The sequence below is a fragment of the Streptomyces sp. NPDC085937 genome (assembly GCF_044540535.1).
GTDB lineage: Bacteria > Actinomycetota > Actinomycetes > Streptomycetales > Streptomycetaceae > Streptomyces.
In genome coordinates, this window is record NZ_JBITSH010000006.1 from 324,504 (window position 1) to 346,204 (window position 21,701).

At 72.5% G+C, this 21,701-nt stretch carries 21 protein-coding genes; 13 read left to right on the plus strand and 8 right to left on the minus strand.

Annotated elements, in window-relative coordinates:
* The first annotated feature begins 6 nt into the window (after nt 1–6).
* Nucleotides 7–243 (plus strand): DUF6213 family protein, encoded by a 237-nt coding sequence (locus ACIF8S_RS16145; RefSeq protein ID WP_006135192.1) that lies wholly within the window; start codon nt 7–9, stop codon nt 241–243.
* A 70-nt stretch (nt 244–313) separates the two neighbouring features.
* On the opposite strand, the gene ACIF8S_RS16150 is transcribed toward ACIF8S_RS16145, so the two are convergent.
* A complete protein-coding gene (locus ACIF8S_RS16150) occupies nt 314–1,540 on the minus strand; it encodes an acyl-CoA dehydrogenase family protein (RefSeq protein WP_399999748.1) in 1,227 nt (408 codons plus the stop codon).
* A gap of 172 nt (nt 1,541–1,712) precedes the next feature.
* Here ACIF8S_RS16150 and ACIF8S_RS16155 point away from each other — a divergent pair, with 172 nt between their 5' ends.
* Complete coding sequence (locus ACIF8S_RS16155; protein WP_399999749.1) at nt 1,713–2,354, plus strand: TetR family transcriptional regulator; 642 nt, start codon at nt 1,713–1,715, stop codon at nt 2,352–2,354.
* Between the two features lie 59 nt (nt 2,355–2,413).
* Here the strand turns inward: ACIF8S_RS16155 and def are convergent, their stop codons facing one another.
* On the minus strand, nt 2,414–2,959 hold the full coding sequence (def, locus tag ACIF8S_RS16160) for a peptide deformylase (RefSeq protein WP_399999750.1): 546 nt from the start codon (nt 2,957–2,959) through the stop codon (nt 2,414–2,416).
* 148 nt (nt 2,960–3,107) lie between these two features.
* Here def and ACIF8S_RS16165 point away from each other — a divergent pair, with 148 nt between their 5' ends.
* The 5 genes from ACIF8S_RS16165 (at nt 3,108) to ACIF8S_RS16185 (ending at nt 7,674) form a co-directional block, all read left to right on the plus strand.
* A complete protein-coding gene (locus ACIF8S_RS16165) occupies nt 3,108–4,346 on the plus strand; it encodes a MurT ligase domain-containing protein (protein WP_024884935.1) in 1,239 nt (412 codons plus the stop codon).
* Between the two features lie 25 nt (nt 4,347–4,371).
* Entirely contained in the window at nt 4,372–5,100 is a 729-nt protein-coding gene (locus tag ACIF8S_RS16170) for a type 1 glutamine amidotransferase (protein ID WP_399999751.1), read from the plus strand.
* Between the two features lie 200 nt (nt 5,101–5,300).
* Nucleotides 5,301–6,326 (plus strand): 6-phosphofructokinase, encoded by a 1,026-nt coding sequence (locus ACIF8S_RS16175; protein WP_349799650.1) that lies wholly within the window; start codon nt 5,301–5,303, stop codon nt 6,324–6,326.
* A 128-nt stretch (nt 6,327–6,454) separates the two neighbouring features.
* The gene (locus ACIF8S_RS16180) at nt 6,455–7,405 is read left to right on the plus strand and encodes a cytochrome c oxidase assembly protein (protein ID WP_399999752.1); all 951 of its coding nucleotides are present in this window, start codon (nt 6,455–6,457) and stop codon (nt 7,403–7,405) included.
* A 92-nt stretch (nt 7,406–7,497) separates the two neighbouring features.
* Nucleotides 7,498–7,674: a hypothetical protein gene (locus ACIF8S_RS16185; RefSeq protein ID WP_399999753.1), complete on the plus strand. Its 177-nt coding sequence runs from the start codon at nt 7,498–7,500 to the stop codon at nt 7,672–7,674.
* A 25-nt stretch (nt 7,675–7,699) separates the two neighbouring features.
* On the opposite strand, the gene ACIF8S_RS16190 is transcribed toward ACIF8S_RS16185, so the two are convergent.
* Genes ACIF8S_RS16190 through ACIF8S_RS16205 form a run of 4 tightly spaced genes read right to left on the minus strand, consistent with a single transcriptional unit; the run spans nt 7,700 to nt 11,782 of the window.
* Nucleotides 7,700–8,905 (minus strand): sensor histidine kinase, encoded by a 1,206-nt coding sequence (locus ACIF8S_RS16190; protein ID WP_399999754.1) that lies wholly within the window; start codon nt 8,903–8,905, stop codon nt 7,700–7,702.
* The gene (locus ACIF8S_RS16195) at nt 8,902–10,614 is read right to left on the minus strand and encodes a cation acetate symporter (protein WP_349799657.1); all 1,713 of its coding nucleotides are present in this window, start codon (nt 10,612–10,614) and stop codon (nt 8,902–8,904) included. Before ACIF8S_RS16195 ends, ACIF8S_RS16190 begins: the two co-directional genes overlap by 4 nt.
* Before the next feature lie 21 nt (nt 10,615–10,635).
* Complete coding sequence (locus ACIF8S_RS16200) at nt 10,636–10,995, minus strand: hypothetical protein (RefSeq protein WP_024884928.1); 360 nt, start codon at nt 10,993–10,995, stop codon at nt 10,636–10,638.
* 16 nt (nt 10,996–11,011) lie between these two features.
* Nucleotides 11,012–11,782 (minus strand): LytR/AlgR family response regulator transcription factor, encoded by a 771-nt coding sequence (locus ACIF8S_RS16205; protein ID WP_399999755.1) that lies wholly within the window; start codon nt 11,780–11,782, stop codon nt 11,012–11,014.
* 133 nt (nt 11,783–11,915) lie between these two features.
* Here ACIF8S_RS16205 and ACIF8S_RS16210 point away from each other — a divergent pair, with 133 nt between their 5' ends.
* From ACIF8S_RS16210 to ACIF8S_RS16230, 5 genes are all read left to right on the plus strand, one after another.
* Nucleotides 11,916–12,419 carry an Lrp/AsnC family transcriptional regulator gene (locus tag ACIF8S_RS16210; RefSeq protein ID WP_024884926.1) on the plus strand — a complete coding sequence of 168 codons (504 nt, stop codon included), beginning with the start codon at nt 11,916–11,918 and terminating at the stop codon, nt 12,417–12,419.
* A gap of 123 nt (nt 12,420–12,542) precedes the next feature.
* Nucleotides 12,543–13,355 carry a dimethylargininase gene (gene ddaH, locus ACIF8S_RS16215; protein WP_399999756.1) on the plus strand — a complete coding sequence of 271 codons (813 nt, stop codon included), beginning with the start codon at nt 12,543–12,545 and terminating at the stop codon, nt 13,353–13,355.
* Nucleotides 13,352–14,578: an ornithine--oxo-acid transaminase gene (rocD, locus tag ACIF8S_RS16220; RefSeq protein ID WP_399999757.1), complete on the plus strand. Its 1,227-nt coding sequence runs from the start codon at nt 13,352–13,354 to the stop codon at nt 14,576–14,578. Before ddaH ends, rocD begins: the two co-directional genes overlap by 4 nt.
* Nucleotides 14,579–14,780: 202 nt before the next feature.
* Entirely contained in the window at nt 14,781–17,249 is a 2,469-nt protein-coding gene (locus ACIF8S_RS16225) for a SpoIIE family protein phosphatase (RefSeq protein WP_399999758.1), read from the plus strand.
* 9 nt (nt 17,250–17,258) lie between these two features.
* Complete coding sequence (locus tag ACIF8S_RS16230) at nt 17,259–18,488, plus strand: PP2C family protein-serine/threonine phosphatase (protein WP_399999759.1); 1,230 nt, start codon at nt 17,259–17,261, stop codon at nt 18,486–18,488.
* Nucleotides 18,489–18,528: 40 nt separating this feature from the next.
* Here the strand turns inward: ACIF8S_RS16230 and ACIF8S_RS16235 are convergent, their stop codons facing one another.
* Nucleotides 18,529–18,984, minus strand: a complete 456-nt coding sequence (locus tag ACIF8S_RS16235; protein ID WP_399999760.1) for an RpiB/LacA/LacB family sugar-phosphate isomerase — start codon at nt 18,982–18,984, stop codon at nt 18,529–18,531.
* Between the two features lie 195 nt (nt 18,985–19,179).
* Between ACIF8S_RS16235 and ACIF8S_RS16240 the strand changes: the two genes are divergently transcribed.
* Nucleotides 19,180–19,905 (plus strand): lysophospholipid acyltransferase family protein, encoded by a 726-nt coding sequence (locus ACIF8S_RS16240; protein WP_399999823.1) that lies wholly within the window; start codon nt 19,180–19,182, stop codon nt 19,903–19,905.
* Between the two features lie 70 nt (nt 19,906–19,975).
* Here the strand turns inward: ACIF8S_RS16240 and ACIF8S_RS16245 are convergent, their stop codons facing one another.
* Nucleotides 19,976–21,574, minus strand: coding sequence for an alpha/beta hydrolase (locus ACIF8S_RS16245; protein ID WP_399999761.1), 1,599 nt, complete (start codon nt 21,572–21,574; stop codon nt 19,976–19,978).
* Between the last annotated feature and the right edge of the window lie 127 nt (nt 21,575–21,701).

Consider the following 21,701-nt stretch of genomic DNA (forward strand, 5'->3'; position numbering starts at 1 on the left):
CCGACTGTGAACCGCGAAGTGACACTGCCTCTGATCGTCGACGATCGCGGCACCCTCCAGGTGGCCGCCGCCGACGTCAGCAAGCTGCTGCGCACGGTGGGAGGCCGGTGGGTCCGGCTGGTCGAGGCCGGCGAGGGCGGGCTCGACGAGGACACGGTCGCCGCGCTGACGATCGAACTCGCGAAGCTCGCCGACCGGATCGACGTCGCGTGCATCGCCCACAGCAGCGGCACCACGCCGTGACGGACACCACGAGAAACGTGAGACCCGGCGGTGCCGCCCGCACCGCCGGGTCGTTCCGTGGGGGCAGCCGCTAGCGGATGGGCATGCCCGAGAGGGTGCGGGCGATCACCAGGCGCTGGATCTCGCTCGTCCCTTCGAAGATGGTGTAGATGGCGGCGTCCCGGTGCATCCGCTCGACCGGGTACTCGCGGGTGTAGCCGTTGCCGCCGAGGATCTGGATCGCCTGGGCGGTGACCTTCTTGGCGGTCTCGCTGGCGAACAGCTTCGACATCGAGCCCTCGGCCGCGGTGAACGGCTTGCCGTTGACCGCCATCCAGGAGGCGCGCCACACCAGCAGGCGGGCGGCGTCGATCTGGGTGCGCATGTCGGCGAGCTGGAAGGCGACGCCCTGGTTGTCGATGATCGGGCGGCCGAACTGTTCACGCGTCTGGGCGTACTCCAGGGCGACCTCGTAGGCGGCGCGGGCGGTGCCCACCGCCATGGCGCCGACGGCCGGGCGGGACGCCTCGAAGGTGGCCATGGCGGCGTTCTTGACGCGCTCGCCGCCCTTCTTAGCCCGCTCCCGGGCGCGGGCCAGGCGCTCGTCCAGCTTCTCCTTGCCGCCGAGCAGGCAGGAGCCGGGGACGCGGACGTTGTCCAGGATGACCTCGGCGGTGTGCGAGGCGCGGATGCCGTGCTTCTTGAACTTCTGGCCCTGCGAGCAGCCGGGGGTGTTCGGCGGGATGATGAAGGAGGCGTGGCCCTTGGAGCCGAGGTCCGGGTCGACGACCGCGACCACGACGTGGACGTTGGCGATGCCGCCGTTGGTCGCCCACGTCTTGGTGCCGTTGAGGACCCACTCGTCCTTGGCCTCGTCGTACACCGCGCGGGTGCGCATCGACGCCACGTCGGAGCCGGCGTCGGGCTCGGAGGAGCAGAACGCGGCGACCTTCACGTCGTTCGCGTCGCCGTACATCTGCGGGATCCAGGTGCCGATCTGCTCCTCGGTGCCGTTGGCGAGGACGCCGACGGCCGCGAGGCCGGTGCCGACGATCGACAGCGCGATGCCCGCGTCGCCCCAGAACAGCTCCTCCATCGCCATGGGGATGCCGAGGCCGGTTGCGTCGAAGTACTGCTGGGCGTAGAAGTCCAGGGAGTAGATGCCGACCTTGGCCGCCTCCTGGATGACCGGCCAGGGAGTCTCCTCACGCTCGTCCCATTCGGCGGCGGCGGGGCGGATGACGTCGGCGGCGAAGCCGTGCAGCCAGTCCCGCACCTCCTTCTGTTCGTCGTTGAGCTCCATGGTGAACTCGGCCATGACTCCTCCAGCGGCGGCACACGTGCGTGTTACTTGCGGTAACCCCAGTCTGTTACCGGCAAGTAGGAAAAGTCAACTCCCCAGGACGGGTCGGTATCCCGTTCGATGTCCGGACCGTGGTCAGTGTTAGTTTGCGCAGGCGTCACCGATTCAGCACGGGTGGGGAGAGCACATGGACACCACACAGCGGACCGAGCAGCAGCGGTCCGCCGACCGACGCCGGCGCGAGCTGCTGGAGGCCGCCGACCGAGTGGTGCTCCGCGACGGCCCGGGAGCCTCGATGAACGCCATCGCCGCCGAGGCCGGCATCACCAAGCCGATCCTCTACCGGCACTTCGGCGACAAGGGGGGACTCTACGCCGCCCTGGCCAAACGGCACACCGACGCCCTGCTGTCCTCGCTGCGGGCCGCCCTGGACGCCCCCGCGGAGCGGCGGGAGCGGGTCGAGGCCACCCTGGACACCTACCTGTCGGCGATCGAGGCGCGGCCCCAGGTGTACCGCTTCCTGATGCACCCGGCGGAGGGCGCGCCGAGCGACCAGACCTTCGACGTCGGCAAGCACTCGGCGCCGCTGCTGCGCCGGATGGGCGAGGAGCTGGCGCAGGTGATCGAGGAGCGCCTGGACCTCGGACCGGGCAGCCACCAGCTGGCCCGGGTCTGGGGCCACGGCATCGTCGGCATGATGCACGCGGCCGGCGACTGGTGGCTGGGCGAACGCCCCTGCTCGCGGGCCGAGTTGGTGCGCAGCCTGGCCGACCTGCTGTGGGGCCGCCTGGCGGCCGCGGGCGACAAGGCCGGAGGTCCGGGGTTCTGAACCCCGGACCGGGGCCCGGCTCGGGCGGGGCGGTGGAGCCGCGGCTCCCGGCACGGCCGTCAGGCCGGGCGGTGCCAGGAGGCCCGGGAGACCTGACGCATCAGCTTGCGGTGGCGGCGGCCGGCGAGCCGGTCGGCGTAGACCGTGCCCTCCAGATGGTCGCTCTCGTGCTGGAGGCACCGGGCGAAGAAGCCCGTGCCGTGCACGGTGACCGGCTCCCCGGTCACGGTGACGCCCTCGACCACCGCATGGTCGTACCGCTCCGTCCCCGCCTCCAGGCCGGGCAGCGACAGACAGCCCTCGGGGCCGCGCACCACCACACCGTCCGTCACCACCGGCCGCGGGTTCACCACGTGCCCCAGATGGCGCACTTCCTCGTCGTCCGGGCAGTCGAAGACGAACACCCGCAGCGGCACCCCGATCTGGTTCGCGGCCAGGCCCACGCCCCGCGCCGCGTACATCGTCGCGAACAAGTCGTCCACCAGCCGGGCGAGTTCCGGACCGAAGTCGGTGACCTCCGCGCAGGGCGCGTGCAGCACCGGGTCGCCGAGCAGGGTGAGGGGCCGGACGCGTCCGTGGACGCCGGGGATGGAGCCGTGTCGCATGGCGGCAAGGGTACGGTCCTAGCGACCCCGCCCCGTCTCACGATGGAGGCCACGGTTCAGGAGGGCGAATGGATCTCGATAGGCTGAGCCCACACCACGTGGCCGTCAGGCACAGACGCGGCGCGTACGCAAGGAGGATCGAGAACTGATGGCAGGCAACTCGGACCCGCTCACGCCGCGGGCCAAGCTGGCCGTGACCGCCGGAAAGGCGGTCGCAGCGGCGTCCCGCGCCGCGGGACGCGGCAGCGGTTCGGTGATCGGCGGCCGGGTGGCACTCAAACTCGACCCCGATCTCCTCGCCCGGCTCGCCCAGCACCTGGACGTGACCCTCGTCTCGGCGACCAACGGCAAGACCACCACCACCCGGCTCATCGCCGAGGCGCTCAAGGCGGCCGGCCCGGTCGTCTCCAACGCCCTCGGCGCGAACATGCCGGCCGGCATCACCTCGGCCCTCGCGGCCGGCGCGGAGTCCCGCTTCGGTGTGATCGAGGTCGACGAGAAGTACCTCGTCGGCGTCGCCCAGGCCACCGAGCCGAAGTGCATCGCGCTGCTCAACCTCTCCCGCGACCAGCTCGACCGCGCCGCGGAGACCCGGATGCTCGCCGAGAACTGGCGCGAGGGCCTGGCCGGCACCAAGGCCGTCGTCGTGGCCAACGCCGACGACCCGCTGGTGGTGTGGGCCGCCTCGTCCTCCCCCAACGTGATCTGGGTGGCCGCCGGCCAGATGTGGAAGGACGACGCCTGGTCCTGCCCGTCCTGCGGCGGTGTGATGCAGCGCCCCGGCGACGACTGGTTCTGCGGCGAGTGCGGCTTCCGCCGCCCCACGCCGAGCTGGGCGCTCTCCGGCGACCATGTGCTCGACCCGCACGGCTCCGCCTGGCCGATCCACCTCCAGCTGCCGGGCCGCGCCAACAAGGCCAACGCCGCGTCCTCCGCCGCCGTCGCCGCCGTCTTCGGGGTGCCGCCGCAGGTCGCCCTGGAGCGGATGTACCAGGTGCAGGCCGTGGCCGGCCGCTACGACGTCGTCCAGTTCCAGGGCCGTGACCTGCGCCTGCTGCTCGCGAAGAACCCCGCCGGCTGGCTGGAGACGTTCTCCCTGATCGACCCGCCGCCGACCCCGGTGATCCTCTCGGTGAACGCGCGCTCCGCCGACGGCACCGACACCTCCTGGCTGTGGGACGTCGACTACACCCGGCTGACCGGCCACCCGATCTGCGTCATCGGTGACCGCAAGCTGGACCTCGCGGTGCGTCTGGAGGTCGCCAACCAGCAGTTCCAGGTGTGCGAGAACCTCGACCAGGCGATCCAGATGTCTCCGCCGGGCCGGATCGAGGTCATCGCCAACTACACCGCGTTCCAGGACCTGCGCCGCCGCGTCGGCAACTGACCCACGACACCTCAGGGGACTTGAAGTGAGCGACAACCAGCTGCGGGTCGTCTGGATCTACCCGGACCTGCTCAGCACCTACGGCGACCAGGGCAACGTACTGGTCGTCGAGCGCCGTGCGCGGCAGCGCGGCCTGGACGTGGCGCGGCTCGACGTGCGCAGCGACCAGCCCATCCCGACCTCCGGCGACATCTACCTGATCGGCGGCGGTGAGGACCGTCCGCAGCGGCTGGCCGCCGAGCGGCTGCGCCGCGACGGGGGCCTGCACCGGGCCGTGGGGAACGGCGCGATCGTCTTCTCGGTGTGCGCCGGCTACCAGATCCTCGGCCACGAGTTCATCAACGACCTCGGCCAGCGCGAGCCCGGCCTCGGCCTGCTCGACGTGGTGTCGGTGCGCGGCGAGGGCGACCGGTGCGTGGGTGACGTGCTCGGGGACGTCAACCCGCAGCTGGGGCTGCCCCCGCTGACCGGGTTCGAGAACCACCAGGGCATCACCCATCTGGGCCCCTCCGCCCGCCCGTTCGCCCAGGTGCGTTTCGGCAACGGCAACGGCACCGGGGACGGCACCGAGGGCGCGTTCAACGACACCGTCTTCGGCACGTACATGCACGGCCCCGTGCTGGCCCGCAACCCGCAGATCGCGGACCTGCTGCTGAAGCTCGCGCTGGACGTGAACGCGCTGCCGCCGACCGACGACCGGTGGTACGAGGCCCTGCGCAACGAGCGCATCGCGGCCGCCCAGCAGCCCGCATGAGGCGCTGACCGAGCACCGTGCGGGAGGCGTCGGACAGGCCTGTACCGGCCCGTCTGACGTCTCCTCCGCACAGGTGAGCGGGGTGGTCCAGCAGGCGGACGCGAGATGCGGCACCGCCCCCCGGAGCGGCTAGGGTGGCGGGGATCGAGCCGGACAGCGCGGTCCGGTCCCGGCCCACTTCGAGAAGGTTGTTTCGGGCTATGCGCATTGGTGTCCTCACGTCCGGCGGCGACTGCCCCGGCCTGAACGCCGTCATCCGGTCCGTCGTGCACCGTGCCGTCGTCGACCACGGCGACGAGGTCATCGGCTTCCGCGACGGGTGGAAGGGCCTCCTGGAGTGCGACTACCTCAAGCTCGACCTCGACGCGGTGGGCGGCATCCTGGCCCGCGGCGGCACCATCCTCGGCTCCTCCCGGGTGCGTCCCGAGCATCTGCGGGACGGTGTGGAGCGGGCCCGGGGCCATGTCGAGGAGCTCGGTCTGGACGCGATCATCCCCATCGGCGGTGAGGGCACCCTCAAGGCGGCCCGGCTGCTGTCCGACAACGGTCTGCCGATAGTGGGCGTGCCGAAGACCATCGACAACGACATCGCCGTCACGGACGTCACCTTCGGGTTCGACACGGCCGTCGGTGTGGCCACCGAGGCGCTGGACCGGCTGAAGACCACCGCCGAGTCGCACCAGCGCGTGCTGATCGTGGAGGTCATGGGCCGGCACACGGGCTGGATCGCGCTGCATTCCGGCATGGCGGCCGGCGCGCACGCGATCGTGGTGCCGGAGCGACCCTTCGACATCGACGAGCTGACCGCGAAGGTCGGCGAGCGCTTCTCGGCCGGGAAGCGGTTCGCCATCGTCGTCGCGGCGGAGGGCGCCAAGCCGAAGGCCGGGACCATGGACTTCGACGAGGGCGGCAAGGACGTCTACGGCCACGAGCGGTTCGCCGGCATCGCCCGGCAGCTCTCCCTGGAGCTGGAGGAGCGGCTCGGCAAGGAGGCCCGCCCGGTCATCCTCGGGCACGTCCAGCGCGGCGGGACGCCCACGGCGTACGACAGGGTGCTGGCCACCCGCTTCGGCTGGCACGCGGTGGAGGCCGTGCACCGCGGCGACTTCGGGCGGATGACCGCCCTGCGCGGCAACGACATCGTCATGGTGTCGCTCGCGGAGGCGGTGGAGACGCTGAAGACCGTGCCCGAGGCGCGGTACGCCGAGGCGGAGTGCGTGCTCTGATCCTCCGGCCGCCGCCCGGCGCGTGATACGGGCCTCACAGACCGCCCCCGGTGACGGACGTCGCCGGGGGCGGTTCTAGTCTGGTGCGGACCGATTGCGTACAACCTGGATCAAAAGGGAGCCGGCCGATGGATCACAGCGGGCACGGCATGACCATGGATCTGCCGCCGTTCACGCTGGGGCGAGGGCTCGCCTGGTCGGCGGACCCGTTCTTCCTCGTCGCCTGCCTGCTGGGGCTCGCGCTGTACGGCTGGGGCGTGGTCCGGCTGGTGCGGCGCGGTGACAAGTGGCCGGTGGGGCGGACGGTCGCGTTCGTCACCGGTGTGCTGAGCATCGGGCTCGTGATGTGCACGGCGCTGAACGACTACGGCATGGTGATGTTCAGCGTGCACATGGTGCAGCACATGGTCATCAGCATGGTGTCGCCGATCCTGCTCCTGCTCGGCGCCCCGATCACCCTGGCGCTGCGGGCGCTGCCCCCGGCGGCCGTGCGCGGCAGCAAGGGACCGCGTGAGCTGCTGCTGATGCTGCTGCACAGCCGCTACATGCGGGTCGTCACGCACCCGCTGTTCACCATCCCGATGTTCATCGCGAGCCTGTACGCCCTGTACTTCACCCCGGTGTTCGACTTCCTTATGGGATCGGCGGTCGGGCACGCGGCGATGATGGTGCACTTCCTCGCCGTCGGCCTGGTGTTCTTCTGGCCGATCATGGGCGTGGACCCGGGTCCGCACCGGCCGGGGCACCTGATGCGGATGCTGGAGCTGTTCGCGGGCATGCCGTTCCACGCGTTCTTCGGCATCGCGCTGATGATGGCCTCCACCCCGATGGTCACCACCTTCCAGGACCCGCCCGCGTCGCTGGGCATCGACACCCTGTCCGACCAGAACGCGGCCGGCGGCATCGCCTGGGCGTTCAGCGAGGTCCCGTCGGTCCTGGTGCTGATCGCGCTGCTGTTCCAGTGGTACGCCTCCGACCAGCGGCAGGCCCGCCGCACGGACCGCGCCGCCGATCGGGACGGCGACAAGGAGCTGGAGGCGTACAACGCCTACCTGGCCTCGCTCAACGCGCGCGGTTAGCTCCGGCACCGGCCTCGGTCAGCTCCCGCACCGGCCTCGATCCGGGAAACCGGGGCACCATGGAGGGACCGAACCAGGAGGAGGGTGTCGCGATGCCCGGTACCACGAACGGTTCCACCTCGATCAAGACCATGGGAGTGCTCACCGTCGGCGCCCTGGTCGCCGTGACGGCCTACACGGTGGCGCTCGGCAGCAACGGCTGGCTGTGGTTCGGCTGGGTCGTCCTGGGGCTGATCACTCTGGGGATGGTGGCCACCCGCAGCACCTGAGCACCCCGTCCGGGGGCGGCTCGCCTCACCGCGGGGTGAGCCGCCCCGCCAGGTGCACGCCCGGCTGGTACTTGGGCAGCCGGACGGTGATCTTCATGCCCGCGCCCGCGGCCGTCTCGATGACCAGGCCGTGGTCGTCGCCGTAGACCTGGCGGAGCCGGTCGTCGACGTTGGACAGGCCGATGCCGCCGGTGGGGCTGACCTCGCGGGCGAGGATGCGGCGCAGCAGGTCGGGATCCATGCCCGCGCCGTCGTCCTCGATGACCACCAGGGCCTCGGCGCCCGCGTCCTGCGCGGTGATCTGGATGTGGCACTTGTCGGCCTTGCCCTCCAGGCCGTGCTTGACGGCGTTCTCCACCAGCGGCTGCAGGCACAGGAAGGGCAGGGCGACCGGCAGCACCTCGGGGGCGATCTGCAGGGTGACGGAGAGGCGGTCGCCGAAACGTGCCCGCACCAGCGCCAGGTAGTGGTCGATGGCGTGCAGCTCGTCGGCGAGGGTGGTGAAGTCGCCGTGCCGCCGGAACGAGTAGCGGGTGAAGTCGGCGAACTCCAGCAGCAGCTCACGGGCGCGCTCGGGGTCGGTGCGCACGAAGGACGCGATCACCGCGAGCGAGTTGAAGATGAAGTGCGGGGAGATCTGCGCGCGCAGGGCCCGGATCTCCGCCTCGATCAGCCGGGTGCGGGACTGGTCCAGATCGGCGAGCTCCAGCTGGACGGAGACCCAGCGGGCGACCTCCCCGGCGGCCCGCACCAGCACCGCCGACTCCCGGGGCGCGCAGGCGACGAGCGCGCCGTGCACCCGGTCGTCGACGGTGAGCGGGGCGACGACCGCCCAGCGGACGGTGCAGTCCGGGGTGTCGCAGCTGAGCGGGAAGGCCTCGCCGCGGCCGGTGTCCAGGGGGCCGGTGAGGCGCTCCATGATCTCGGCGCGGTGGTGGGCGCCCACGCCGTCCCAGACGAGGACCTCCGCGCGGTCGGTGAGGCACAGGGCGTCGGTGCCGAGCAGGGAGCGCAGCTTGCGGGCCGACTTGCGGGCGGTCTCCTCGGTGAGGCCCGCGCGCAGCGGGGGTGTGGCCAGCGAGGCGGTGTGCAGGGTCTCGAAGGTGGCGTGCTCGACGGGGGTGCCGAGTCCGGCGAGGCCGGCGGGCCGTGCCGTGCGCCGGCCCAGCCAGAACCCGGCGGCCAGCAGGGGCAGCACGGCGACGAGCAGTCCGGCGAGGAAACCGATCACGCGGACACCTCCGTACGCAGCTCTTCCGGCAGGTGGAAGCGGGCCAGGACCGCGGCGGTGCCGGGCGGGACCCGGCCGGGGGTGGCCAGCGAGACCAGCACCATGGTGAGGAAGCCCAGCGGCACCGACCAGAGGGCGGGCCAGGCCAGCAGCGCGTGCCAGGGCCCGGCGCCCGGATAGCCGGCCATGGTGGCGGCCACGGCGAGGAACGCGGAGCCGCCGCCGACCAGCATCCCCGCCGCCGCGCCCGGCGGCGTCAGCCGGCGCCACCAGATGCCGAGGACCAGCAGCGGACAGAACGACGAGGCGGACACGGCGAAGGCGAGGCCCACGGCGTCGGCCACCGGCAGCCCGCCGACCAGGATGCTCGCGGCCAGGGGCACGGCCATGGCGAGCACGGTGCCGAGCCGGAAGTGGCGTACGCCGCGCGAGGGCAGCACGTCCTGGGTGAGCACCCCGGCCACGGCCATGGTGAGCCCGGAGGCGGTGGACAGGAACGCGGCGAACGCTCCCCCGGCGACCAGCGCGCCCAGCAGGTCGCCGCCGGTGCCGCCGATCATCCGGCCGGGCAGCAGCAGGACGGCGGCGTCCGCGTCCCCGGTGAGGGTCAGCTCGGGGGCGTACAGCCGGCCGAGGGCGCCGTAGACGGGGGGCAGCAGGTAGAAGGCGCCGATCAGGCCGAGGACGGCGACGGTGGTGCGGCGGGCGGCGACCCCGTGCGGGCTGGTGTAGAAGCGGACCACCACGTGCGGCAGGCCCATGGTGCCGAAGAAGGTGGCGAGAATCAGCCCGTACGTGGCGTACAGCGGGCGTTCGGTGCGGCTCTCGGCGCGGGAGGGCGACAGGGCGTCGTCGGCGCCGTTGCCGGTGGTGGGGACCTCCGCGCCGGCGGCGAAGGTGAGCCGGGTGCCGCTGTCGACGCGGTGGGTGCCGGCGGGGAGGTGGACCTCGGTGCCCGTGTGGTCGCGGCCGTCGACGGTGCCGTCCACGGTCACCGTGAGCGGGGAGGTGATGCGCAGGTCGACGGTGCCGTCGACGCGCACCACGCGCTGCTCGCGGAACTCGGCGGGCTCGTCGAAGGCGTGGCTGGGCGCCCCGTCGCGCTGCCAGGCGAGCACCAGGAACAGGGCGGGCACCAGCAGGGCGGTCAGTTTCAGCCAGTACTGGAAGGCCTGGACGAAGGTGATGCTGCGCATGCCGCCGGCGGCCACTATCACCGTCACCACCACGGCGACGATCACCGCGCCGAGCCAGTCGGGGGCGTCGGTGAGCACGGTGAGGGTGAGTCCCGCGCCCTGGAGCTGGGGCAGCAGGTACAGCCAGCCCACCCCGACGACGAGGGTGCCCGCGAGCCGTCGCACCGTGTGCGAGGAGAGCCGGGCCTCGGCGAAGTCGGGCAGCGTGTAGGCGCCGGAGCGGCGCAGCGGCGCGGCGACGAACAGCAGCAGCACCAGGTAGCCGGCGGTGTAGCCGACCGGGTACCAGAGCATGTCCGGGCCCTGGATCAGGACGAGTCCGGCGATGCCCAGGAAGGAGGCGGCGGAGAGGTACTCGCCGCTGATGGCGGCCGCGTTGAGCCGGGGGCCGACGGTGCGGGAGGCGACGTAGAAGTCGGAGGTGGTGCGCGATATGCGCAGGCCGAAGGCGCCGACGAGGACGGTCGCGACGGCGACGAGCGCGACGGCGGTGACGGCGTAGGCGGTGTTCACGGTGGTGCCGGTCCCCTGGTCTCAGCGGTCCTCGACGAGCCGCACGAAGTCGCGTTCGTTGCGTTCGGCGCGGCGCACGTACCAGCGGGCGAGCAGGACCAGCGGGGGGTAGAGCCCGAAGCCGAGGACGGCCCACTCCAGGCGGCGGGCGTCCGGGGCGGCGGCGAAGACCAGTGGCAGCGGGCCGATGAGCAGGGCGAGGACGGCGAACACGGTGAGTCCGGCGCGCAGCTGGATGCGCATCAGGGTGCGGACGTAGGTGTGGCCGAGGGTGGTCTGCTCGTCGATCTCGGTGCGGGGGCGGTAGTAGCCGGAGGTGCGGCGGGCGCGGCGGGGCGGCCCGGTGACGACCACCCGGCGTTCGGCGGGTTCCTGGGGCATGTGGTCCTCTCCCCCGTCAGCCCGTGGTCCGGCGCATCAGCAGGTCCCGCAGCTCGCGGGTGTGGCGCCTGCTGACCTGGAGTTCCTCGGACCCGATCAGGACGCTCACCGTGCCGGCGTCGAGCCGCAGTTCGCCGATGTGGCGCAGGGCGACCAGATGGCGGCGGTGGATGCGGACGAAGCCGCGGGAGCGCCAGCGCTCCTCCAGGGTGGACAGCGGGATGCGCACGAGATGGCTGCCGCGGTCGGTGTGCAGGCGGGCGTAGTCGCCCTGCGCCTCGACGTGGGTGATGTCGTCGACGGCGACGAAGCGGGTGACGCCGCCGAGTTCCACGGCTATGTGGTCGGGGTCGGGCTCGTGCACGGGGATGCGCGGGGCGGGGCCCTGCGGGGTGGTGCCGCGCTGGGCGGCGGCCCGCCTGACCGCTTCGGCCAGCCGCTCCTTGCGGACGGGTTTGAGTACGTAGTCGACGGCCTTGAGGTCGAAGGCCTGGACGGCGAAGTCCTCGTGGGCGGTGACGAAGACGACGAGCGGCGGCCGGGCGAAGCCGGTGAGCAGCCGGGCGAGGTCCAGTCCGTCGAGGCCGGGCATCTGGATGTCCAGGAAGACGACGTCGATGGCCTCGGGCCCGTCGGGGCCGCTCTCCAGCGCGCGGTTGATGCGGCGCAGGGCTTCGGTGGCGTCGCCCGCGCCTTCCACGCTGCCGATGCGCGGGTCCGCGTTCAGCAGGTACAGCAGCTCCTCCAGCGAGGGGCGTTCGTCGTCGACGGCGAGGGCGCGCAGCATGAAGGTGGAGTGTAGGGGGGATCTCCGGGTCGGGACTACGTGCCGGACAAGGGCGTTGCCGGGCGCTCCGGCGCCCGGCCGTCTCCGGGCGGACGCGGGGTGGCCGTGGGGCCGGCGTGGATACAGTGCCCGCATGAACAGCAGGCCCACGCCGTTCGACGAACTCGACCGGAAGATCGTCACCGCTCTGATGGCGAACGCCAGGACGTCCTTCGCGGAGATCGGGGCGTCCGTCGGCCTGTCGGCGACGGCGGTCAAGCGCCGGGTGGACCGGCTGCGGGAGACCGGGGTGATCACCGGGTTCACGGCGACCGTGCGGCCCTCCGCGCTGGGCTGGCGCACGGAGGCGTACGTGGAGGTGTACTGCGAGGGGGCGGCGCCGCCGCGGCGGCTGGCGGAGGTGGTGCGCAACCATCCGGAGATCGCGGCGGCGATGACGGTGACCGGGGGCGCCGACGCGCTGCTGCACGTGCGGGCGCGGGACGTGGAGCACTTCGAGGAGGTGCTGGAGCGCATCCGCCAGGAGCCGTTCATCCGGAAGACGATCAGCGTGATGGTGCTGTCGCACCTGCTGCCCGACAGTCCTGAGGCAGGAGTGACGCAGCCCGCCCCGGACGACGCACCGGACGTGCGCTGAAGGGCGGAAAGACGCAGTGTTCCTGCGTGGACGCGCAGGATCCGTCGCTTGTCGGCCGTGAGGCTCCGTTCCTACCGTGGAGTCACCCCCTGTTGACACCGTGTGAAGCGGAGGAACTCCTTCGTGCCCGAATCACGTGTGGCGCGCCCACGGCGCTTCCTCGTCTGCGAACCCCGGTTCTTCGCCGTGCGGTACGCGATCAATCCGTGGATGAGTCCCGACCGTCCCGTCGACGTCTCACTCGCCCGGCGGCAGTGGCTGGCGCTGGTCGACGCCTACCGCCGCCACGGCCATACCGTGGACACCGTGGAACCGTTGCCCGGGCTGCCCGACATGGTGTTCGCCGCGAACGCGGCGGTCGTCGTGGGAGGCCGCGTCTTCGGCTCCCGCTTCCACGCGCCGGAGCGGCGCCCGGAGTCGGTGCCGTACGAGGCCTGGTTCAAGGCGCAGGGGTTCGACGTCCAGCACCCGGAGTCGGTGTGCGAGGGCGAGGGCGACCTGGTGCCCGCCGGGCGGTGGATCCTCGCCGGGACCGGTTTCCGCACCACCCCCGAGGCGCACCGCGAGGTGCAGGAGTTCTTCGGGGTGCCGGTGATCGGCCTGACGCTGGTGGACCCGTACTTCTACCACCTCGACACGGCGCTGTTCGTGCTGGACGAGGAGAACGTCGTGTACTACCCGGAGGCGTTCTCGCCGGGCAGCCGTGAGGTGCTGGAGCGGCTGTACCCGGACGCCGTCCTCGCCACCCGCCAGGACGCCATGGCCTTCGGCCTGAACTCCGTCTCGGACGGCCGTCATGTGTTCGTCTCGCCGGAGGCGACGGCCCTCGCCGACCGGCTGGCCGACCGCGGTTACGTTCCCGTCCCCGTCGACCTGTCCGAGTTCCACAAGGCGGGCGGGGGCATCAAGTGCTGCACTCAGGAGATCCGCTCATGACCTCTGTCGCCCGTACGCGTTCGTCCGCCGAGCTGATCGGCGCGGAGGAGCCGGTCCTCGCGCACAACTACCACCCGCTGCCCGTGGTCGTCGCCCGCGCGGAGGGCGCCTGGGTGGAGGACGTCGAGGGCCGCAGGTACCTGGACATGCTGGCCGGCTACTCGGCGCTGAACTTCGGCCACCGGCACCCGGCGCTGATCGAGGCGGCGCACCGCCAGCTGGACCGGCTCACGCTGACCTCGCGCGCCTTCCACAACGACCGCCTCGCCGGGTTCGCGGAGCGACTGGCCGCGCTCACCGGCCTGGACATGGTGCTGCCGATGAACACCGGCGCCGAGGCGGTGGAGAGCGGCATCAAGGTGGCCCGCAAATGGGCCTACGATGTCAAGGGAGTCCCCCCCGACCGGGCGACGATCGTGGTGGCGGCGGACAACTTCCACGGCCGCACGACGACGATCGTGAGCTTCTCCACGGACGAGGTCGCGCGGTCCGGGTTCGGCCCGTTCACCCCGGGTTTCCGGGTGGTGCCGTACAACGACCTCGCGGCCATGGAGGCGGCCGTCGACGAGACGACGGCGGCGGTGCTGATCGAGCCCGTGCAGGGCGAGGCGGGCGTGGTGGTGCCGGACGACGGCTATCTGGCCGGGGTGCGGGAGCTGACGCGGCGCGCGGGCTGCCTGTTCGTCGCCGACGAGATCCAGTCGGGCCTGGGCCGCACCGGCCGCACGCTCGCCGTGGAGCACGAGTCGGTGGTGCCGGACGTGGTGCTGCTCGGCAAGGCGCTCGGCGGCGGCATCGTGCCGGTGTCGGCGGTGGTGGCCCGGCGTGAGGTGCTCCAGGTACTCCGTCCGGGTGAGCACGGGTCGACCTTCGGAGGGAACCCGCTGGCCGCCGCGGTGGGCACGGCCGTGGTGGAACTGCTGGAGACGGGTGAGTTCCAGCGGCGGGCGGCGGAGCTGGGCGTGGTCCTGCGGGAGGGCCTGGAGGCGCTCGTCGGCAAGGGCGTCACCGGGTTCCGCAGCCGGGGCCTGTGGGCGGGCGTGGACGTCGAACCGGCGCTCGGCACCGGCCGGGACATCAGTGAGCGCCTCATGCGCGAGGGCATCCTCGTGAAGGACACCCACGGTTCGACCGTGCGTCTGGCGCCTCCGCTGACGATCACCGCGGAGGAGCTCCGGGAGGCGCTGCGCACGCTGGAGAAGGTCATCGGCAACGGGGCCTGACCCCGGTCGACGACCGGGGCCTGACCCCGGTCGTCACCGCCCCCGCCGGGTGTCACGGCGGGGGCGTCGGCGTGCCCCGGGTCCGGACCGCGTGCACCGGTGGCCCACGCCCGGGGAGCCCCCGGACCGTCCCCGGGGTGAAGATGGGGGAAGGAATGGGGACAAAGGCGACAGAGCACTCTCAGCGACAGAGAGGCCGTCCGTGGACGGACACAAGGAGCGGGGAGTAACCCGACAGGGGTTCGACGTGGCCGACGCCGCGCCCCTGCTGCTGGACCCGCACGGCCTGGTGGCGGGCTGGACCACCCGGGCGGAACGGCTGCTGGGCCACACCTCGGTGGAGGCCGTGGGCCGCAAGTTCGCCGACCTGCTCGAACCCGACGACGCACAGCGGGTGCCGGACCTGATCGAGCGGTGCCTGTGCGAGAGCGAATGGGCGGGGCTGATGACCGCCCGGCACCGCGACGGGCAACCGGTCGAGCTGATGGTGCGGGTCGCCCCGACCGCGGCGCCGCGCGGCCCCGGCTCGCTGCTGGTGCTGCTGTCGGAGCTGGCCGACGCCCCCGGCTGGGACATGAGCCGCGCCGTGCTGGAGCAGATCGTCGCCGGGAACCCCATCGGCATCGCGATCGTGGACACCGACCTGCGCTACGTGTGGTCCAACGCCGCCCTGGAGCAGTTCGGTGGGGGTCCCGCCGCGCAGCGTCTCGGCCTGCGGTTCGCGGACGTCCAGCCGGGAATGAACGGCGACGCCGTCGAGGAGCGGATGCGGCACGTGCTGGAGACCGGTGAGCAGGTCGTCGACTACGAGCACGTCGGCCGGGTGCGCTCGGCGCCCCTGCGGGAGACCGCGCACATGCTGTCGTTCACCCGGCTGGAGGACGACCGGGGCCGCCCGATGGGCGTGTACTACACCGTCGTCGACATCACCGAGCGGCACCGCGCCCGGCAGCGCCTCGCCCTGCTCGACCGGGCCGGCGAGTACATCGGCCGCACCCTCGACATCATGAACACCGCGCAGGAACTGGCGGACGTCGCCGTGCCCGGGGTCGCCGACTTCGTCACCGTCGACCTGCTGGAGACGGTGCTGCGGGGCGCCGAGCCGGCCCCCGAGCCGCTCGCCGGGTCCGCGCGGGTGCCGCTGCGCCGGGCGGGGCACCGGTCGCTGTTCGAGGACCTGCCGCGGACCGTCGTCGACAGCGGCGCGGTCGTCACCTACCTGGCCGACTCGCCGCCGGTGCGGTGTCTGACCACGGGCCGGTCCTGGCGGCAGGAGCAGCTCGACCCGCTGGGCGTCGAGTGGGCCGTGGGGACACCGGGCGGCCGGGAGTCCACCTTTCTGGAGCTGGGACTGCAGAGCGTGATGATCGTCCCGATCCGGGCCCGTGGCGTCACCCTGGGCATCACCACGTTCTTCCGCCGCCGCCAGAACCCCTTCGACGCGGACGACCTGCACCTGGCCGAGGACCTCGTCTCGCGCGCCGCCGTCTGTGTGGACAACGCCCGGCGCTACACCCGGGAGCGGGACGCCGCCCTCGTCCTCCAGCGCAGTCTCCTGCCGCGCCGGCTGCCCGAGCAGGACGCCGTGCGGGTGGCCGCCTGTTACCGGCCGGCCGACGAGCTGACCGGCCTGGGCGGCGACTGGTACGACCTGATCCCGCTGTCCGGCGCCCGGGTCGCACTGGTCGTGGGCGAGGTGCCGGGGCACGGCATCGGCGCCGCCGCGGCCATGGGGCGGCTGCGCACGGCGGTGCGGACGCTGGCCGCGATAGACCTGCCGCCCGAGGAGGTGCTCGCGCACCTGGACGACCTGGCGTCGAGGTCGGCGCGGGACGACGGCGACGGCGAGGACGGGGACGGGGAGAACGGGGACGGGGACGGCACGGGCCACTCCGTGGGATCCGGCTGCGTGTACGTCGTGTACGACCCGGCGGACGGCCGGTGCACGATGGCCGCCGCGGGCCATCCGGCGCCCGCCGTGGTCGCTCCGGACGGCGCGGTCGGCTTCGTGGACCTGCCCCAGGGACCGCCGCTGGGCGTGGGCGGCCCGCCGTTCGAGGCGGTGGAACTGTCCCTGGCCGAGGGCAGCACGCTGGTGCTGCACACGGACGGCCTGCTGGCGCACGGCGGGGACGGCACGGAGGCCGACCGGGAGCGGCTGCGGCGGGTCCTGGAGAGGACGGCGGGCGAGCTGGAGGTCGGCTGCCGGTCCGTGGTCGACGCGCTGGTCCCGTCCCGCCCGCACGACGACGTGGCCCTGCTGATGGCCCGGACCAGGCGGCTGGCGCCCGAGCAGGTCGCGGTGTGGGAACTGGCGCCGGACCCGGCCGTGGTGGCCGACGCCCGCAGGACCGCTCAGGACCAGTTGTCCCGCTGGGGCCTCGACGACCTGATGTTCACCACGGAACTGCTGGTCAGCGAGCTGGTCACCAACGCGATCCGGCATGCCTCCGGGACGGTCCGGCTGCGGCTGATCCGGGAGCGGGCGCTGGTGTGCGAAGTGCTGGACGGCGGTGCCACCGCCCCGCATCTGCGTCACCCCCGCGCGATGGACGAGGGAGGGCGCGGGCTGCTGCTGGTCTCGCAGCTCGCCGAGCGCTGGGGCACCCGGTTCGTACCGGACGGGAAGATCATCTGGGCGGAGCAGTCGCTGACCGCGCCGCCGGAGTGAGGCGGGGTCATGGCGCAGGCGTCGATCGACTACGAGGCGGTCTACCGGGCGTTGCCGGGCATGGTGGCGCTGCTGACCCCGGACCTGGTGTTCGCGGACGTCAACGAGGCCTATGTGCGCGGCACCGGCCGCGCGCGCGAGTCCCTGCTGGGCCGGCACGTGTTCGAGGTGTTCCCGGAGCCCGTGAACGTACGCGAGGCGAAGAACTCGCACCATCTGCGGGCCTCGCTGCTGCGGGTGCTGGCCACCGGTGAGCGCGACGCGATGGCGCTGCAGCGCTACGACGTCGAGAGCCCGGAGCATTCCGGGAACTGGCAGGAGCACTACTGGTCCCCGGTGAACAGCCCGGTGCTGGCGCCGGACGGACGGGTGCGGCTGATCGTGCACCGGATCGAGGAGGTGACCGAGTTCGTACGCGCCCGGGGCTCGGCGGGCGACGCCGCGGGCCGGGTGCTGGAGGCCGAGCTGTACACGCGCGCCCGGGAGCTGCAGGAGCTCAACAACCGGCTGCGCGAGGCGCACGCCCGGGAGCGCGAGGTGGCGCTGGTGCTGCAGAAGGCCATGCTCCCGGCGAGCCGGCAGATGGGCCATCACCGGGCCGCCGTGCGCTACCGGCCCGCGGTGGGCGCGCTGAACGTGTGCGGCGACTGGTACGACCTGGTCGACCTGGTGGGCGGCCACCGCATCGGCGTGTCGGTGGGCGACGTGGTGGGGCACGGCCTGGAGGCGGCCGGTGTCATGGGCCAGTTGCGCAGCGCGCTGAGCGCCGCCTCCCGGGTGGCCGACGGGCCGGCCCAGGCGCTGAACGTGCTGGGCCGGTACGCCCATGTGGTGGACGGGGCGGAGTCGGCGACCGCGGTGACCACCTTCATCGATTTCGACCGGCTCGTCGTCACCTACAGCAGTGCCGGTCACCCGCCGCCGGTGCTGCTCCACCACGACGGACGGGTGGAGTTCCTCGACCGGGCCACCGACCCGCCGCTCGACGCCCGCCCGGAACCGAGGCCCCGGCCCCAGGCGTCGACCGGTTTCGCGCCGGGGGCGACGCTCGTGCTGTACACCGACGGGCTGATCGAACGGCGCCGTGAGGACATCGACACCGGGCTGCGGCGGCTGGCCGACGCGCTGTGCCGGCACCGGACGCTGGAGCCCGAGCCGCTGGCGGACACGGTGCTGCGGGAACTGCTGCCGCCCGGGGGCGCCACGGACGACACGGCGCTGGTCGTCGTACGGCTGTGACGACTCCCTGCGGACACTTGCGTCCCGTGCCCCGTGCCGGTCAGGAGCTGGTGCGCGCCCGGTCGGTGCGCGCCGTCCGCTCCACGTTCGACCGGTCCTCGGGGTCCTCGCTGGGCCGGCCGGCGAACCAGGCGTCGAGGATCTCCCTGAGCAGCGGGACGGAGGTGAGACGCAGGCTCAGCGCCAGCACGTTGGCGTCGTTCCAGCGGCGGGCGCCGTCGGCGGTGTACGCGTCGGCGCACAGGGCGGCCCGGACGCCGGGCACCTTGTTGGCGGCGATCGAGGCACCGGTGCCGGTCCAGCAGCACACCACCGCCTGGTCGGCGGTGCCGTCGGCGACCTCTCGGGCCGCCGCCTCGGAGCAGGCCGCCCACCGCGGGTCGTCCCCGGGGCTGAGGGCACCGTGCGTGCGCACCTCGTGGCCGCGTTCGCGCAGTTCGGCGAGGAGGGCGCGGGCCACGGGTTCGTCCATGTCGGAGGAGACGGAGATCCGCATACCGACGAGCGTACCCGCGGGCGTGCGGGCGGCGGCCGGACGCCGTGCGGCGGGCCGTCCGGGGCGGTGCGTTCCGGTTCCCGTCGAACGTGGTGCCCGGCCCCGTCTCCCGGTCCTAGACTGGCAGTTCACGACGTGCCGGATGACCTGCTGGAACGCGGCGACCCCGCCTTCCCAGAGTCGAGGAGCGTGCTTTTGTTCTACTACTTGCTCAAATACGTGCTGCTGGGCCCGCTCCTGAGACTGGTCTTCCGGCCTCGAATAGAGGGCCTGGGGCATGTTCCGTCGTCCGGCGCCGCGATCGTGGCGGGGAACCACCTGTCGTTCTCCGACCACTTCCTGATGCCGGCCGTGCTCAAGCGGCGCATCACCTTCCTCGCCAAGGCCGAGTACTTCACCGGGCCCGGCATCAAGGGGCGGCTGACGGCGTTCTTCTTCCACAGCGCGGGCCAGATCCCCGTCGACCGCTCGGGCAAGGACGCCGGGCAGGCGGCCATCCGCAAGGGGCTCGGGGTGCTGGGCAAGGGGGAACTGCTCGGCATCTACCCGGAGGGCACACGGTCGCACGACGGGCGCCTGTACAAGGGCAAGGTCGGTGTCGCGGTGATGGCCCTCAAGGCGGGCGTCCCGGTGGTCCCCTGCGCGATGATCGGCACGTTCGAGGCGCAGCCGCCCGGCCGGAAGATCCCCCGGATCCATCCGGTGACGATCCGCTTCGGCGAGCCGCTGGACTTCTCGCGCTACGCCGGGATGGAGAACGAGAAGGCGATCCTGCGCGCCGTCACGGACGAGATCATGTACGCCATCCTCTCCCTCTCCGAGCAGGAGTACGTCGACCGGTACGCGGCCGACGTGAAGGCGGCGGAGGCCGAGCGCAAGGCGGAGGAGAAGCGGCGCACGCCGCGCATGCCGCTGCGATGAGCACCGCGGACACGGGTGAGGGGCGGCCGGAACACTCCGGCCGCCCCTCACGGTCGTGCGACTGCAACGGCTACGGCTTCGGCGTGGCGTGCGGGGCGCAGGTCACGTCGGAGCGGTCCACCGTGCCGGTGAGCAGGTAGGTGTCGACCCGGTCGTTCACGCAAGGGTTGAGCAGGCCCGTGACGCCGTGCGAGCCGGCGTCCCGCTCGGTGATCAGGCGGGAGCCCTTGAGCCGCTTGTGCAGTTCGACGGCACCGCCGTACGGGGTGGCCGCGTCCCGCTCGGACTGGACGATCAGCACCGTGGGCAGGCCCTTGCCGGTCTTCACCTCGACCGGGGTCCGCTGGGCGACCGGCCAGGTGGCGCAGGGCAGGTTCATCCAGGTGTTGGACCAGGTCAGGAACGGGTGGTCGCGGTGCAGCCTGGTGGTGTCGCGGTCCCAGGTGCGCCAGTTCGTCGGCCACTTGGCGTCGGTGCACTCCACGGCGGTGTAGACGGCGCTGCCGTTCTCCGAGGCCGCGTTGCCCGCCGCGTCGGTGAGGTCCGGGGCGGCGGCGTCGATCAGCGCCTGGGCGTCACCGGCGACGTACTGGCTGAAGATCTGGGCGGTCGAGGCCCACGCCGAGTCGTAGTACGGGGCGCTCTGGAAGAAGCCGAGCAGCTCCGCCGGGCCGACGACGCCGCCGAGCGGCTTCTTCGCGGCGGCGGCGCGCAGCTTCACCCACTGCGCCTGGACGGCGGCCCGGGTGGTGCCGAGGTGGTAGGTGGCGTCGTTCTTCGCGACCCAGTCCTGCCAGTCCGCCCAGCGGCTCTCGAAGGCGACGTCCTGGTCCAGGTTGGCCTGGTACCAGATCTTCTGCCGCGAGGGGTCGACGACGCTGTCGACGACCATGCGGCGCACGTGGCCCGGGAACAGGGTGGCGTACACGGCGCCGAGGTAGGTGCCGTAGGAGACGCCCAGGTAGTTGAGCTTCTTCTCGCCCAGGGCGGCGCGGATGACGTCGAGGTCGCGCGCGGTGTTCGGCGTGGTCATGTGGGGCAGCATCGCGCCGCTGCGCTCGTAGCAGCCCTCGGCGTACTCGCGGGCCAGCGCGCGCTGTTCGCGCTTGTCGGCCTCGGAGCCGGGCACCGGGTCGGCCTTGGGCGCCTTGACGAACTCCTGCGGGTCGGCGCAGGAGATGGGCGCGGACTTGCCGACGCCGCGCGGGTCGAAGCCCACGAAGTCGTACGCCTTGGCCGTGTTGGCCCAGACGGGGTTCTTCGCGGTGACCCGGGTCGGGAAGCGCAGACCGGAACCGCCGGGGCCGCCGGGGTTGTACAGCAGCGCGCCCTGGCGCTCGCTCTTCGTGCCGGTGCTGCCGATGCGGTCGACGGCGAGCTTGATCTGCTTGCCGTTCGGCTTGGCGTAGTCCAGCGGCACCGAGACCCAGCCGCACTGGATGGGCGTGGGCAGGTTCCAGTCGGCGGGGCAGTCCCGCCAGTCGATGCCGGTCTTCGCGGCCCGGGCGGCCGCGACCGCAACGCCCTTGGCCTCGCGGTCCTTGCTCTCGTGGGCGGCCGTCGCGCTCGCCGTGGGCGCCGCGACGGCGCCGGCTATGAGTGTCGCCGTGACGAGCACGCCGGCCGAACCGAGCGCCGCCACCCGCCTCTTCGGTCTGCTGTCCCTCAAAGGGGCCTCCCCGTACAGGGTTTCGATGGGTACGGGGGAGGATCCTCGCTCCCCGGACGCCGCGGGGGACAGAGGGGATACGTTTCCTTTGCCAATCCGGTAACCGGACGTGGGAGTTGTCGCATGC

Excerpts from the sequence above, each read along its gene's own strand:
- def (WP_399999750.1), bottom strand. The coding sequence starts at position 2,959 with ATGCGACACGGCTCCATCCCCGGCGTCCACGGACGCGTCCGGCCCCTC.
- rocD (WP_399999757.1), top strand. The coding sequence starts at position 13,352 with ATGACCTCTGTCGCCCGTACGCGTTCGTCCGCCGAGCTGATCGGCGCG.
- ACIF8S_RS16150 (WP_399999748.1), bottom strand. The coding sequence starts at position 1,540 with ATGGCCGAGTTCACCATGGAGCTCAACGACGAACAGAAGGAGGTGCGG.
- ACIF8S_RS16175 (WP_349799650.1), top strand. The coding sequence starts at position 5,301 with ATGCGCATTGGTGTCCTCACGTCCGGCGGCGACTGCCCCGGCCTGAAC.
- ACIF8S_RS16180 (WP_399999752.1), top strand. The coding sequence starts at position 6,455 with ATGGATCACAGCGGGCACGGCATGACCATGGATCTGCCGCCGTTCACG.
- ACIF8S_RS16230 (WP_399999759.1), top strand. The coding sequence starts at position 17,259 with ATGGCGCAGGCGTCGATCGACTACGAGGCGGTCTACCGGGCGTTGCCG.
- ACIF8S_RS16205 (WP_399999755.1), bottom strand. The coding sequence starts at position 11,782 with ATGCTGCGCGCCCTCGCCGTCGACGACGAACGCCCCTCGCTGGAGGAG.
- ACIF8S_RS16155 (WP_399999749.1), top strand. The coding sequence starts at position 1,713 with ATGGACACCACACAGCGGACCGAGCAGCAGCGGTCCGCCGACCGACGC.
- ACIF8S_RS16210 (WP_024884926.1), top strand. The coding sequence starts at position 11,916 with ATGAACAGCAGGCCCACGCCGTTCGACGAACTCGACCGGAAGATCGTC.
- ACIF8S_RS16200 (WP_024884928.1), bottom strand. The coding sequence starts at position 10,995 with ATGCCCCAGGAACCCGCCGAACGCCGGGTGGTCGTCACCGGGCCGCCC.
- ACIF8S_RS16165 (WP_024884935.1), top strand. The coding sequence starts at position 3,108 with ATGGCAGGCAACTCGGACCCGCTCACGCCGCGGGCCAAGCTGGCCGTG.
- ACIF8S_RS16235 (WP_399999760.1), bottom strand. The coding sequence starts at position 18,984 with ATGCGGATCTCCGTCTCCTCCGACATGGACGAACCCGTGGCCCGCGCC.
- ACIF8S_RS16185 (WP_399999753.1), top strand. The coding sequence starts at position 7,498 with ATGCCCGGTACCACGAACGGTTCCACCTCGATCAAGACCATGGGAGTG.